Origin of the sequence: Virgisporangium aurantiacum (assembly GCF_016863635.1) — a bacterium.
GTDB classification, from domain to species: domain Bacteria; phylum Actinomycetota; class Actinomycetes; order Mycobacteriales; family Micromonosporaceae; genus Virgisporangium; species Virgisporangium aurantiacum.
In genome coordinates this window covers 1-13,300 of sequence record NZ_BOPG01000143.1, presented here as the reverse complement: position 1 = coordinate 13,300, position 13,300 = coordinate 1, and the positions used below count along the sequence as shown (strand labels likewise).

At 69.1% G+C, this 13,300-nt stretch carries 14 protein-coding genes; 8 read left to right on the top strand and 6 right to left on the bottom strand.

Annotated features, from left to right (window positions below; translation table 11 throughout):
- The first annotated feature begins 327 nt into the window (after nt 1-327).
- Nucleotides 328-996, top strand: coding sequence for a hypothetical protein (locus Vau01_RS62340; protein WP_204015006.1), 669 nt, complete (start codon nt 328-330; stop codon nt 994-996).
- Between the two features lie 31 nt (nt 997-1,027).
- On the opposite strand, the gene Vau01_RS62335 is transcribed toward Vau01_RS62340, so the two are convergent.
- Nucleotides 1,028-1,465 carry a hypothetical protein gene (locus Vau01_RS62335; protein WP_204015003.1) on the bottom strand — a complete coding sequence of 146 codons (438 nt, stop codon included), beginning with the start codon at nt 1,463-1,465 and terminating at the stop codon, nt 1,028-1,030.
- Nucleotides 1,466-2,089: 624 nt separating this feature from the next.
- On the opposite strand from Vau01_RS62335, the gene Vau01_RS62330 reads away from it, so the two are divergent.
- Nucleotides 2,090-2,299: a DUF4177 domain-containing protein gene (locus tag Vau01_RS62330; protein WP_204015000.1), complete on the top strand. Its 210-nt coding sequence runs from the start codon at nt 2,090-2,092 to the stop codon at nt 2,297-2,299.
- A gap of 37 nt (nt 2,300-2,336) precedes the next feature.
- On the opposite strand, the gene Vau01_RS62325 is transcribed toward Vau01_RS62330, so the two are convergent.
- Complete coding sequence (locus Vau01_RS62325) at nt 2,337-3,113, bottom strand: class I SAM-dependent methyltransferase (protein WP_204014997.1); 777 nt, start codon at nt 3,111-3,113, stop codon at nt 2,337-2,339.
- A gap of 370 nt (nt 3,114-3,483) precedes the next feature.
- Between Vau01_RS62325 and Vau01_RS62320 the strand changes: the two genes are divergently transcribed.
- From Vau01_RS62320 to Vau01_RS62310, 3 genes are all read left to right on the top strand, one after another.
- Nucleotides 3,484-3,795: an NIPSNAP family protein gene (locus tag Vau01_RS62320; protein WP_204014993.1), complete on the top strand. Its 312-nt coding sequence runs from the start codon at nt 3,484-3,486 to the stop codon at nt 3,793-3,795.
- Nucleotides 3,796-3,993: 198 nt separating this feature from the next.
- Nucleotides 3,994-4,677, top strand: coding sequence for a response regulator transcription factor (locus Vau01_RS62315; protein ID WP_204014990.1), 684 nt, complete (start codon nt 3,994-3,996; stop codon nt 4,675-4,677).
- Nucleotides 4,674-6,086: a HAMP domain-containing sensor histidine kinase gene (locus tag Vau01_RS62310; RefSeq protein WP_204014987.1), complete on the top strand. Its 1,413-nt coding sequence runs from the start codon at nt 4,674-4,676 to the stop codon at nt 6,084-6,086. The genes Vau01_RS62315 and Vau01_RS62310 overlap by 4 nt, the downstream gene beginning before the upstream one ends.
- Before the next feature lie 54 nt (nt 6,087-6,140).
- Here Vau01_RS62310 and Vau01_RS62305 read toward each other — a convergent pair whose 3' ends face one another.
- Nucleotides 6,141-8,216, bottom strand: coding sequence for an MMPL family transporter (locus Vau01_RS62305; protein ID WP_239153120.1), 2,076 nt, complete (start codon nt 8,214-8,216; stop codon nt 6,141-6,143).
- A gap of 277 nt (nt 8,217-8,493) precedes the next feature.
- Nucleotides 8,494-9,048 carry a GNAT family N-acetyltransferase gene (locus Vau01_RS62300; RefSeq protein WP_204014968.1) on the bottom strand — a complete coding sequence of 185 codons (555 nt, stop codon included), beginning with the start codon at nt 9,046-9,048 and terminating at the stop codon, nt 8,494-8,496.
- Nucleotides 9,049-9,189: 141 nt separating this feature from the next.
- Here Vau01_RS62300 and Vau01_RS62295 point away from each other — a divergent pair, with 141 nt between their 5' ends.
- The 3 genes from Vau01_RS62295 to Vau01_RS62285 all read left to right on the top strand — a co-directional run bounded on the left by Vau01_RS62295 (nt 9,190) and on the right by Vau01_RS62285 (nt 11,351).
- On the top strand, nt 9,190-9,696 hold the full coding sequence (locus Vau01_RS62295) for an HAD domain-containing protein (RefSeq protein ID WP_373320515.1): 507 nt from the start codon (nt 9,190-9,192) through the stop codon (nt 9,694-9,696).
- Nucleotides 9,697-9,792: 96 nt separating this feature from the next.
- Nucleotides 9,793-10,473, top strand: coding sequence for a hypothetical protein (locus Vau01_RS62290; RefSeq protein WP_204014962.1), 681 nt, complete (start codon nt 9,793-9,795; stop codon nt 10,471-10,473).
- A 110-nt stretch (nt 10,474-10,583) separates the two neighbouring features.
- A complete protein-coding gene (locus Vau01_RS62285) occupies nt 10,584-11,351 on the top strand; it encodes a class I SAM-dependent methyltransferase (RefSeq protein WP_204014959.1) in 768 nt (255 codons plus the stop codon).
- A gap of 48 nt (nt 11,352-11,399) precedes the next feature.
- Here Vau01_RS62285 and Vau01_RS62280 read toward each other — a convergent pair whose 3' ends face one another.
- Nucleotides 11,400-12,215 carry a polysaccharide deacetylase family protein gene (locus Vau01_RS62280; protein WP_239153116.1) on the bottom strand — a complete coding sequence of 272 codons (816 nt, stop codon included), beginning with the start codon at nt 12,213-12,215 and terminating at the stop codon, nt 11,400-11,402.
- 92 nt (nt 12,216-12,307) lie between these two features.
- Complete coding sequence (locus Vau01_RS62275) at nt 12,308-12,928, bottom strand: LppU/SCO3897 family protein (protein WP_204014942.1); 621 nt, start codon at nt 12,926-12,928, stop codon at nt 12,308-12,310.
- Nucleotides 12,929-13,300 lie beyond the last annotated feature (372 nt).

Below are 13,300 nucleotides of genomic sequence, written 5' to 3'. Positions count from 1 at the left end.
AGGTTCCCGTACCACGAGTGATTGTCGAGCAGCCGCGTGAACTCCCGGGCGAACCCCTCGAAGTCGGAGAACAAGGCGCCGTCGACGACCAGCACCGGACGATCACCACTCGGCTTGATCACAACGTCAATAACGATGTCGGGATCCACGAGACTTCCCCACTCGCGTTCACGATCGCCAGATCGTGTTCGACCAGGCGTCCCGCGACTCGGCCATACTTGCCACGTGCTGGCTTCGACGACGTCGAGCGACGCTGATTCTGCGCCGCTGTGGTGGCATGCCGAGGCGTACCGCATCATGCGTGTGCGGCCGGTGCTGGATCCAAGCGTGACTGCTGCGATCGACGCCTTGGAACGGCGGTCGGGTCTGCGGGTGCCGGCGGCGGTCCGGGAGTGGTACGCGGTTCGGGACGCCTCGGCGTGGCTCCGCGAGCGACGCGGCAACGTGCTCGTGGACGCTCATGACCTCGGCAGGCCGCTCAACGGAGTGGACTACCTCGGGCGCGGACGACTGGCCACCGAGACCGACTGCCAGTTCTGCTGCCGGTGGGTGGTCCGGTTGCCCGCGGCGCGCGACGGCACGCAGCCGCTGTTCCCGCTGCCGCAGCCGTCCCCAGTGGAGGTCGACGATCCGCCGGTTTTCCTCGTCGACCCCGAAGACGCGGACTCGCACGAAGACCGGTACGCGGACCGGTTCACCACCTACGTGCTGACCTCGGTGTGGGACGCGCACCTGCCGGCCGAGGCGGTGTCCGACTTCGACCGGCCGCTGCCGCCCGACGCGCTGCCCACGCTACGACGCCGCTTTCCGGAACTGCCCGCCACCTACGCGTGGGCCGGCAATCAGGACTGCGAAGCCATGTACCGCTTCGACGGCGCCGCCCGCATCCTGCTCGCCGTCAAGGGTCCGATCATGGTGTACGCGGTGGTCGCCACCGACGACCCGGCCACGCGGGCCGAGGTGCTCGCCACCCTCGGTCTCGCCCAACCGTCATGAACGGCCGCTGCGGCCGAATGATCTGGCCCGTTCAGCCGCAGGTCGGGCACCCTTCGGTGATGAGGATGACGGCCTCGAACAACGCCTGCGAAGCGTCGACCGCGACACCGCCGGACATCGTCACGTCGATCTCAAAGTCACCGTTGGGGATCTCGAACTCGCGCCAGGCGAGGTTCTGCTGGAAGCGGGCGGCGAGCGCCGGACCGGTGACGCCGGATACGCCGACGCGTGTCGCCCACGTGGCCAGCCTCCCGACCGGGTCGGGCGGGCAGACCGAAGCCGGTGCGCAGCTCAGCGAGTATTTGGCCACGGAACCCTTCTTCTCGGTCTTCCGGTACACGAGGCCAAATCCTTCCGGCGCCCCGAACGACCGCAGGAGGTCCTCGCGCTGGCCCGGAACGTAGGAACTCTCGTAGAAGTACAGGCCGGCGTAACCGCCGCAGCAGCAGACGAGAACGAACGCGGCCACCAGCGACACAACGAGCGGTGCCCGGCTCCTGCGGCGCGGTGGGCCTGGCGGCCTCATCGGGTACGGCGGTGGTGCAGGCGGCCACGGCCCCGTCGGTGGTTGATCCACGTCCGGGGATGTTAGGGCGCCCGGTCCAAGGTCACTGTCCCGTTGGCTAGTGGATTTCCACGGTGCTATCGCTCTCGCGGTTGAGCCGTCGCAGCGCGCGGGCGTACGCGCACGTTGTCGTTGTCGGTCTATCGCCTGGCGGTCCGGTATCGCCTGAGGAGTTCTGTGATCCGCGTGTAGTCGCCGGCGCCGTTGAGTTCCGCGACAAGATCGTCAGGCTGCACCTCGTACTGCTCGCCCCACCACCGCCGCGCTTTGTTGTCCCAGACTCGCCAGCCGCCCGGGACACCGCGGGCGACATACCGCCGCCGGCTCAACGACGGACCCGGAGCTGCGGCTCCTCAGCTTCGCGGACCAGTGGCACGGTCAGCATGGCGGTAGCGTACTGCGACCTGGCGCCTCATCTGCCGCATCGGTTGTGCTGGCGTTCATCACGGCCGGTGACGCACGGTGATGCAGGTGCCATTCCGGCTCCCGACATCGGCGTCCCGCGTGCCGATGAGCGACCATGGGCTGATGGTGGAACGCTATGAGTACAAGGTCCTGGAGCTTCGGGAGAAGATGATCGGCGGCAAGATGTCGGGTGACAAGCTGGAACACGTTCTCAACGAACACGCCGGCCAAGGTTGGCGGCTGAAGGCGATCACGTCGGCGGAAGTAAAGGGACGCATAGGCCCCGGGGGAGTCGAGGGACTACTGGTGACATTCGAACGAATCGTCCAATAGCGCGCCTCGCCCTACCGTAGCCACGGCCGCGCCGGTGTCAGGCCGGCGCAGCGGCTGGCTTGCGGGCGGTCCACAGGTCTTCGACTGGCCATTGTCTGGCCCAGTCGGTGGTTGCGATGTCGTAGTACTCGTGCGGCTGGGCGTCGTCCGGGGCGTAGAGCTCGTGGAGCGCTTCGACCACAAATCCGTGCGCGGCCAGGATGCGGATCCAGTCGCTGTGGCTGGGATGGAACTCGACGCCGCCGGTGGCCCACTGCACCCGATGCATTCCGCGCTGCGGGCGCAGCAGCGACTGCTGCGCGTACCCCTCCTCGTGCGGCACGCACAGAGTCACGAGGACGCTGTTGGTCAGGAACACCAGGCGTCCACCCGGCCGTAGCAGTCGCGCCGCCTCGGCCACCCAGCGGTCGGGCTCGCACCACAGGCTGGCACCGTACTCCGACACCACCAGGTCGAAACCGGCGTCGGGCAGCGGAACGTCCTGGGCGTCCGCCTCGATCAACGGGAACGTGACACCGAACTGCTCCTGGCAGCGCCGGGCCGTGTCGAGCTGGGCCGGGGTCACGTCGACGCCGACCGGGCGGGCACCACCCCGGGCCAGCCACGCGGAGAAGTACGCGGTACCGCAGCCCAACTCGACCACGTCCAGGCCCGCGACGTAGCCAAGAGCCCCGACACGGCTTTCGGGTACGTTGAAAATACCCCAGGTGATCTCATCATTGGTCCAGACGCGGAAGGCTTGCGCGTCGGTGAACTCAGCGTTCGATCGCGTCCAGACCTCTCGATTGAGCGCCACGTAGTCGCCGACCGACATCGCCTGACCTCCCACCACGCACAACGAATCCAAACGGGCACACTATCTGCTGACTGCGATCCGATCCCGGGTTATCAGGCGCAGCGACCACAGATGTCCGCTTCTGCCGCAGAGAGCGCGGGCGCGTCCGGCGCTGACAGGGGCTCGATGGCCCTAGACGAAGCCCGGACGTCGGTTAGGTTTCCCGATTCGACGGGAACCGCCCCCGGACAGACCGGGGAGGCTGCCGTTCTACGGAGCTGGATCCCTCGGATGCCGGACGCGCCGGGCACGAGCATAAAGGTCAGCGCACCCATCCGGGTCCGGGTCAGCTACCTTTCTGAAGGCCGCAGACCCCGAGGCATGGTCGCGGCTTGCGGGGGAGGTTTGAGTGTTTCTAGAGATCCGTACCTACCGGTTGCGCCCGGGCACCTCGAGCGAGTTCGTGCGCGTGATGCGCGACGAGGCGGTTCCGCTGCTGACCGGCTTCGGCATCGAGGTCGTTGCGTGCGGTGCGTCGCTCGTCGCCGAGGAGGGCCACGAGGAGGCCTACCTGATCCGCCGGTTTCCTTCACTCGCCGCGCGCGACGAGCAGGAGGAGGCGTTCTACGCCAGCGAGGCGTGGCATTCCGGCCCGCGCGAGGCGATCGTGTCGCGCATCGATAACTTCCACACCGTGGTCCTGGCGGAGGACGCCCTCTGAGGATGGCGGCAAAGTCCAATGCTCGCCGTCACACATCGATCACAGGGCTCGCCCGGCGGTCCGCGATGAGTTAGGCATCCGCAAGAGCCTGGCCCGCGGGCACCACTGCGGCGACGGCTCTAATCCTGGCCTCAGGTTGATCGCGGAGAATGAGCGGAAAAGCATCGACTGGAGGGGGGCGGGGCGGGCGTGCGGATCATGATCGCGGATGACGAGGCAGCCATCCGTGAGTCGCTGGAGCGGGTGCTCCAGGTCGAGGGTTACGACACCAGCACCGTCGCCAACGGTCTCGCCGTGCTCGACGGGGTCGGTGGGGTCGGTGGCGACGCGCCGGATCTGCTGATCCTCGACGTGATGATGCCCCGCCTCGGCGGGTTGGAGACCTGCCGGCGGTTGCGGGCGGCGGGTCGGGATCTGCCGGTGCTCATGCTGACCGCCCGGGATCAGGTCTCCGACCGGGTCGCCGGGCTGGACGCGGGCGCCGACGACTATCTGCCCAAGCCGTTCGCCACCGAGGAGTTGCTGGCCCGGGTCCGGGCCCTGCTGCGCCGCCGCACGCCGGGCGACGACGAGTCGCAGATCCTGTCGTTCGCCGACGTCCGGCTCGATCCCGACAGGTTCGAGGCGTGGCGGGGCGGGCGGCCGCTCCGCCTGACCCGGACCGAGTTCTCCCTGCTGCAGGTCCTCATGCGCAACGCGACCCGGGTGTTGACCCGCGACGCGCTGTTCGAGGCGATCTGGGGCTTCGACATGAGCGCCACCGCCAACAACCTCCAGGTGTACGTGAGCTACCTGCGCCGCAAGATGGAGGCCGAGGGTGAGCCGCGATTGATCTACACGCTGCGCGGCCTGGGATACACGTTGCGGGAGACTCCTCCGTGAGCAGGCACGTCCGCCGGGAACCGGGCCGGCTGGCCCGATGGTGGCGCCGGCGGTCTCTGCGGACCAGGCTGACGGTGATCGCGGCGACGGCCATCGCGGTCAGCGTGTTCGTGGCCTTCCAGGTGGCCAGCGAGCTAATGGACCGGAAGCTGCAGGACACCGCCGAGGACCAGCTACGCGCCGACGCGCGCGTCCTGGCGACGGACGCGGAGAGCGCCGGCCTGGCGCAGGTCCCACTACGGCCGTATCCCGGATCCGGTCGGCTGGTGCGGGTCATCCTGCCCGACGGCTCGACCCGGACGCCGGCCGGCCAACCCGCCCTGCCCCCGGTCAGCGGGGACGCCAGGCGCGTGGCGCAGGGCGTGTCGGCCGACCTGATGGAGTCGATCGGCGGCACCGAGGGCTACCTCGTCTACACGCTGCGGGCGGGCGACGGCGCGGTCCAGGTGGCGAGCCTCGCCGACGACACCCCGATCAACGAGTTCGGGTTCGGCATGCTGCTGATCGGGCTGCTCTGCGTGGCCGGCGGTGCCCTTGTCGGGCGGACCGTGGCGCGGACCGCGCTGGCACCGATCGACCGGCTGACCGCCGCCGCGGTACGCGTCGCGCGCACCCGGGATCTCGACGCCGACATCCCGGATGAGGGCGGTGGGGAGATCCGGCGGCTGATCCGGTCGATCAACGACATGCTCGCCGCTCTCCGGGACTCCCGGCGGGCCCAGCGGCTGCTCGCCGAGGACGCCGCCCACGAGCTCAAGACCCCGCTCACCAGCCTGCGCCTCAACGTCGAGCTGCTGATCCGGCTCGATCGGCGCGGCACGCTGGACAGCGCATTGCCGGCGGAGAGCCGGACCCGGCTGCTCAACGATCTCGGCGCCCAGGTGGCCGAGTTGAGCACCCTTGCCGCCGAGCTGACCGACCTGGCGCGCGGTGACGTCAGCGACGAGAACACCGAGCTGCTCGACCTCGCCGACGTGGTGGTGGCCGCCGCGACCCGGGCGCGTTCCCGCGTGCCCGACATCGAGGCCGCGCTCGACGTGACCTCCGTGTGGGTGAGCGGGCGTCCCGCTGCGCTCCAGCGGGCGGTGCTCAACCTCGTCGACAACGCCGGCAAGTGGTCCCCCGCGGACCAGCCGGTACAGGTCCGGCTCCGTGCCGAGGGCGCGTCGGCGGTGCTCGAGGTCGACGACGCCGGGCCGGGCATCGACGCCGCCGACGTACCGCGGGTGTTCGACCGGTTCTACCGTGCCGACAGCGCCCGGGCGTTGCCGGGATCCGGTCTGGGGCTGTCGATCGTGCAGCGGGTCGTCGACGCCCACGGCGGCCGGGTTACCGTCGCCCGCTCCGCACGCGGTGGCGCGCTGCTTCGGGTCGACCTTCCGTCCGCGACCCCGGCCGTCACGTCATGACAAAGATCGGGGACGGGCCTGAGCCCGTCCCCGATCTCCTACGCGCCGCCGTGCTCACCGTTGCAGCGCGAGCTCCTCGTCATCAGCGAGCGAGTGTCGCCCGGTCGGCGGCTCTGCCGGTCGGGACAGCCGGCTCGGCCACCAGATCCGCGGGCCGATCAGCAGGGTGAGGGCGGGCACGAGGACCGACCGCACCAGCAGGGCGTCGAGCAGCACGCCGAAGGCGACCAGGAACCCGACCTCGATCAGCATCACCAGCGGAAGTGTGGCGAGGACCGCGAACGTGGCCGCCAGGACCAGACCTGCCGAGGTGATGACGCCACCGGTGGCGGAGAGGGCTTTGAGCATGCCCTCTCTGCTGCCGAGACGCACGGTCTCCTCCCGGGCCCGGCTGGTCAGGAAGATGTTGTAATCGACGCCGAGCGCCACCAGGAACAGGAACGCCAGCAGCGGCACCGAATAGTCGACACCCTTGAACCCGAGGATCGTGTCGAAGACGAACACGCTGCCGCCGAAGGCTGCGGCGAATGAGACGACCACGGTGGCCATCAGGACCAGCGGGGCCACGATCGCGCGCAGCAGCAGCCCGAGCACGATCAGGACGACGGCGAGCACCAGCGGGATCACCAGCTTCTCGTCGCGGCTGGTGGTCACCTCGGTATCGAGGTTCTCCGCACTCGGCCCGCCGACGATCGCCTCCGCCCCGCTCACCGCGTGCACGGCGGTGCGCACCCGCTTGATCGTGTCGTACTCCGCGACGGTGTCCGGCGCATCCTTCGGGAACACGGAGATGTCGACCCAGCCACCCTTGGTCTCACCCGGGAAGGCCTGGGCCACACCGGGGGTGCCCTTGACGACGTTGAGGACCCGCTCCTGGTACGCCGGCCGCGTGAAGATCGTCATCGGCTGGCCACCGAGCTCCGGGAAGTGCTGGCGGAGAACGGTGAAGCCGGTGACCGACTCCGGCGCGGCCAGAAACTGGTCCTGCTCCCGCAGGGCGCCGGTGTTGCCCGCCAACCCGATGGCGAGCACGCCGAGCACTCCGAGCGAGCCGAGCGTCGCCACCCACCGGCGGCGGCTGATGGCGGCGCCGAGCCGTCCCCACACCCCCGGCTTCTCCTCCACGGCCGTGCTGAACCGCGGGATGGCCGGCCAGAAGATCCGCCTGCCGAGCACCACGAGCACCGCCGGGAACAGCGTCAGCATGGCCACCAGCGCGCACAGGATGCCGGCCGCACCGATCGGGCCCAACCCGCTGGTGCTGTTCAGATCCGCGACGAGCAGGCAGAGCAGGCCGGCGACCACGGTGGCCGCGGACGCGACGATGGCCGGCGCCGCGCCGCGCAACGCGTGGACCATCGCAACCCGGACGTTCTCGTGGTGGCGCAGTGTCTCCCGGTACCGGGCGATGAGCAACAGCGCGTAGTCCGTGCCGACGCCGAATACCAGGATCGTCAGCAGCGCCGAGTTCTGGTCGTTGACCACGATGCCGAAGCCCTTGACGAGCAGGTAGACGGTCGCCATCGCGGTCAGTGCGGCCACGCCCACGGCCACCAGCGGGATGAACCACAACACCGGGCTGCGGTAGGTGAGGATGAGCAGGAGCGTGACGACGACGACGGTGGTGAGGAAGACCTGCAGGTCGATGCCCTCGAAGACGGCGTCCATGTCGCCGTCGACCGCGGCCGGGCCGGTCACGTCGAGGTCCAGGCCGGCGGGGCGGTCCTTCGCGGCGTCACGCAACGGGCCGACGATGGTCTCCGGTCCGCCGTAGGTCGCGCTCACGTCGAGGGTGAACATCATCGCCTTGCCGTCGGTGGAGAGTCTCGTCGGTGGGCCCTCGTCCTCGCCGCCGGCCACCGCCGCCACCTTCGGCGGGTACCGCTTGGCAAGGGTGTTGTAGTGGCGCTCGACCGTCGCGCGGTCGGCGTCGGTCATGCCGCCGGCGCGGTGGTACACGAAGACGAACGTGTTGTCCTCACCGCCGGTGAGACTGTCCTCCAGCACCGCCACCTTGGTGGACTCGGCGCTGGCCGGCAGGGTGTCCACGGCTCTGTCGGTGGTGACCGAGCTCAACTTTCCGCTCAGCGGCACCATGGCCGCCGCCAGCGCCACCCACAAGCCAATCACCAACCACGGCACCCACCGGCCTGCCAACCGACCGGCCGGCGCTTCCCCGGACGGCGCTGCGTTGACTGCCATCACTAGCCTCCTACATACGCGTTATCGCTTATCTGGCGCCGAATTCATACCGAGCGAACCTGAGACGACCGTTAATGCGGCGCTCAGGTCGGTTGGCCGAACCAGGTGCCCAGTCCGCCGACCGGGTCACCGCGGTGACGACGTCCGGGTCGGGCCGCTCCGCCGGAAACCTGTCGCTTCCACGCGAGCCTTGTGGAATCCGGACTCAGAGTCGATAAAGAGCGAAGGGGGCGTCCGGGCGCACGCCGGTCATGCCCTCGATGAGCCCTTCACGCCGGATGATGCCGGCCGCTCGCATCCCGAGCCTCTCCATGACCGCCCGCGAGGCACGGTTGTGCACCTCGGTGAACGCCACGACCGGCAGGTCCGGATGGTGGGCTGGCGCCCAGGCGAGCGCTGCCCGGCCGAGTTCCGTCGCATAGCCACGGCCCGTGAGGGCGTCACGAACCGCCCAGCCGAGTTCGAGCACTGCCTCGCCATCGAGGTCAATGCGAGTGAAGCCACCGCGCCCGACAAGCGACCCGTCCGAACGGTCGCGTGCCATCCATTTGCCGACCCCGTCCGCCGCCCACCGGCCCACCATGTTCGCGACCCACGCCTCCACAGCCACGCGGGTCCAAGGCCCGGTCCAATACGCCACCACCGGATCGTCATACAACAGGTTCAGGTCATCGACATCGTCGCGACCGACCGGCGTCAGGGCGAGCCGCTGCGTCAGAACCGGGTCGGTCGGCGCCTGGACTGGGCGCTTCGCATGCATCGAGTCAGTAAACAACGTCGCGACACCCCCAACCCGAATCCACAACCAGGTCCGGACAACCCGGGCGCGGAATCTGCCGCGCCCCAAATGCTGAACGCGTCGGGGTACGGTTCCGGCGTGAACGCCGGTGTCGCGCGCCCGTTGGTCTTTGTCGATGTTGATGGCGTGCTCATCCCGTTCCGGCCGCGGCCGTCCGCGTCGCGGGGTCGTGGCGTCGACGGGGTCGACGGTGGCGATGGTTCGGGCAATCCGTTGCTGGAGCGGCTCGACCCGGATGACGGGCGCCGCCTCCTCAGCCTGGCGGGCGACCTGGTCTGGGCGAGCACCTGGATGGAGGATGCGAACGGAGTGGTCGCGCCCCGGCTCGGTCTTCCGACGTTGCCAGTCGTCGACTGGCCCGACGACGACGAGGACGACTCGTGGTCCGCTACGGGCCTGCACTGGAAGACCGTGGCCCTCACCCGGTGGGCGGCGGGGCGGGCGTTCGTCTGGCTCGATGACGAGATGACCGGCGCCGATCAACGGTGGGTCGCCACGCATCACCCGATGCCGGCGCTGCTGCACCGCGTCGACCCGCGGTCAGGCCTGACCGAAGCCGACCTCGCAACGGTGGCCGAGTGGCTTCACGGGTACAACGGGACCAGGTGACCGGCTGCGCGGATTTGCCCTCCTCGTCGTGGCGACCTCGCCGCGGTGCGCAATTGGCTGGCAGCGCAACGAAAGATGATCAAATACCATGCTGCGGTGACGTACGACCTGTATTTCTGGCCGTCCGGGGCAGCGGACGATATCTTCCGGCTGGCCGATCAACTCGCCGAAGAGGAGGCTGAAGATCTCGCGCCCGACGCGCGAGTTCTCACCTTCCGTGCCGAGCTGCTGCGTCGGTGGCCAGACCTCGCTGACCACCTCGAGCCGTGGCACCACGACGCGGAATGGATCACGCCAGGGGGACGCACCGATCTGGCCGACCGGTACGTACTGCTCACCTTGCCGTACAGCTGGCACGGCATCAGCGCCCTCCCCGCCCTGGCCGGCTGGTACGGGCTCGACTGCTACAACCCGCAAGCGGAGCAACTCGTCGCGTCTCGGCTTCGGCTACAGGCATCGGACAGCGGCGGTCCCGCGGATATCACCGAGATTGAGGGACAGGTGGCCGACAATCACGTCGTCCGACTCTGTCAACAGGTCAGTGCCTTTATCAACTACCGGTACGACGAACTGGACGAAGTAGCCTTGGTCGGCGCGCTGGACGACACAGACGATCAGGCATCCGATGCGTGGTTCGAGTACCCGTTGCAGGGCGCGCCTCCGCTGACCATCCGGTTGGCTCAATCGTCGGACGGCACTCGGGTCAGTGTGCGGATCGAAGGCAGTATGGACCTGGTTCTCGCCACCCGCATCGAGTCTCTCCTGGACATCCTGTAACGGCAGCCGAGCGCTTGCTCGGAGTGGTTCGCTCGGTCGTTGGCGGTACGGGGGTCCAGCCGGGCAAAACTCGTTGGCTGGTCCGGGGAAAGTGGTCCACTCTCGCAGGCGTGACGGAGACGTGGATGCTGTTCGAGCGGCTCGCGGCGACCTATGACCAGGTCCTGCCGTTCTTCGCCGAGTTCGGGGCGCAGCTTGTCGAGGTCGTCGACCCGGCGCCGGGAGCCCGGTTACTGGACGTCGGCAGCGGGCGCGGCGCGATCGCGGTGGCGGCGGCCGCCCGAGGATGTGCCGTCACCGCGGTCGACGCCGCCCCGCGCATGGTGTCGCTGCTCGGCGCCGCCCACCCCGGGATCGATACCCGGGTGATGGACATCCACCGGCTCGACCTGCCCGACCACTCCTACGACCTGGCCACCGGCGGCTTCGTCATCCACCTGGTGACCGATCCGCGACGGGTGCTCGCCGAGCTTCGCCGCGTCCTCCGACCGGGCGCCACCCTCGCGCTCACCACACCCGGCCCGTGCGAGGACCACGGCCGTTGGGACGCCTTCAACGCCGTCTGGGCCGAGTTCGCACCACGGGCCGACCCGCGTGGCCGCCCCGACGACATCGACGTCGCGGCAGAGCTGCACACGGCCGGCTTCCTCGACGTCCGCACGACCGATCTCGCGGTGCACCTGCCGGTAGCCGACCCGCAGACCTGCTGGAACTTTCACATGTCCCACGGCTTCGCCGTCCGCCTCGACGCGCTGAGCCCACCGGACGCTGCCGAGTACGAACGCCGGGCACTGACCGAACTGACCCGCATGCACGACTCGGGCGGCATAATCCTCGACCGCGGGGCCACCGTCCACCTCGCCACCAACCCGGGGTAAGGCGATGCGAAGCCGACGGGTCGGCGCGTGCAAGCAGGTACTGGCTTGTCACAGTCCGGAGGCGGGAAGGCCCTCGAGCGTGAAGCGCTCCTGGAGCCAGGGCAGCAGGTACTGGTACGCCGTGATGGTGTTCGGCTGGCCGTTGTCGTGGGACAGCACGATCGAGCCCGGGCGCGTGCGGCCCTTGACCTCGCTCACCACGCGCGATATGTGCGCCGACGCGTTGCCGTCGCGCGTGTGTTCCCAGTCGCGTGGGTCCACGTCCCAGTAGATCGAGTCCATGCCGAGCGAGCGGGCCTTGGCCACGAGGGCGGGTGTGAAGTTGCCGCCGGGTGCGCGGAAGTACCGGATCGGCGCGTCCGTCCCGACCGCCGCGTGGATCATGTCGTTGGTGTGTTTGAGGTCCCAGTCGATGTAGGCGTCGTCGCGTTGAGTGAGGTTCAACAGGTGCTGCCACGAGTGGTTGCACAGGGTATGCCCGTCGGCGTAGATGGCCCGGACGAGGTCGGGCCGGTCGCGGACGCGGAATCCGACCATGCAGAACGTGGCGTGGATGTGCCGCTCCCGCAGCAGGGCCAGCAGTTTCGGGGTGTTGATCGGATCCGGCCCGTCGTCGAAGGTCAGCGCGACTGCCTGACTCTTCGTCGTGAGGAACGAGCCGACGGGTCCGTCGCCGTCGTGGAAGGTCGGGCTGGGCGACGACATCAGCGGCGTGGGGGTGACCGAGGGTGCGGCCGCGACGGCGACCGGGGAGACGGCCAGCGGGGGTCGCACGGGCCGGTCCACGGGCGCGCTGTCCCGGGCGATCGTGCCCAGCAGAAGCAGTACCGCGGCCGTCAGCAGGCCGGAAGTCGCACGACGCACACCTACCAGACGGCCGAGGGCCGCGCCAGGGTTGCAGGCGGCACCGCCCCGGTCGATCCCACGAGACGCCATGGCGACGCTCGACTGCGGGGTTATGCGCCGTTCGTGCAGATGGACATGGCTGGCTTCGGGTAGGAGAAGATGAGCTTGCCGGTGAGGCTCGAGCCGGACGGGCGCTTGTAGTCGGAGCCGCAGGCGTAGAGGTCGTCCTTGTCGACGATCTTCACGACCTTGTACGTGGCGCCCGAACCGCACGCCACTTTGCGGGCCGTGCCGGTCGGTGGGCCGACGGTCTGGTTGAAGCAATCGCCGACCTTGGCGTTGAGGGTCATGCACAGGGTGAAGCCGGACCGGCGACTGGTCTTCTCGCTGTCGGCCATGTACGACGTGCCGCCGCAGCCGCCGTAGCGGCTGTCCGTCTTGAAGGCCACCTTGTACGCCGCGTCGGGAGCCGCGCAGTCGACGATGGAGAACTTCGTCGACTTCGCGTCGTTGTCGGCGGCCTTCATGCAGTCCCCGGCCTGGGAATTGGAGGCGGCGTCGTCGGCGCTGAACCACCCGGCGGCCGTGCCGATGCCGAACACGATTCCGCCACCGATGAGGAGCACCACGATCAGGCAACCGAACGTCTTGCCGGCCGTGCCGCTTCGGCGCCGCGGGGGCGGATATTGCGGGTATGGCGGTGGTTGCTGTCCGTAGTGGCCGGGCGGCATCCTGGTCAATCCTCCCCTGTTCCGCACAAACGTGGCGATCAAGAGGAAACCACATCCCCGCAACGTCCGAAGCCCTGGAACCCCGTTGCGGCTCGGCGCCCGGCGGACCGATGCAGGCCGCAGTCCTCCCATCACAGACAGTGGACGCTGCCCGGCCGTCGCGGCGTCCAGGCCCGCTCGATATGCCCGATGTCAGCGGACCGCGAGCGCGCTGTTGCGCGAATGTTATGACGACAGCAACCCATTGCGCGCAACCCTCTGAAGAGCGCAGACGTCAAGTGAAGGACGTTGAGATCAAACGACGGTGCGCGCGCCAACACCGGGTCCCCAACGACCCCTGCGGCACAGCCGGAGGAAGCGAAGCGAGAGGAC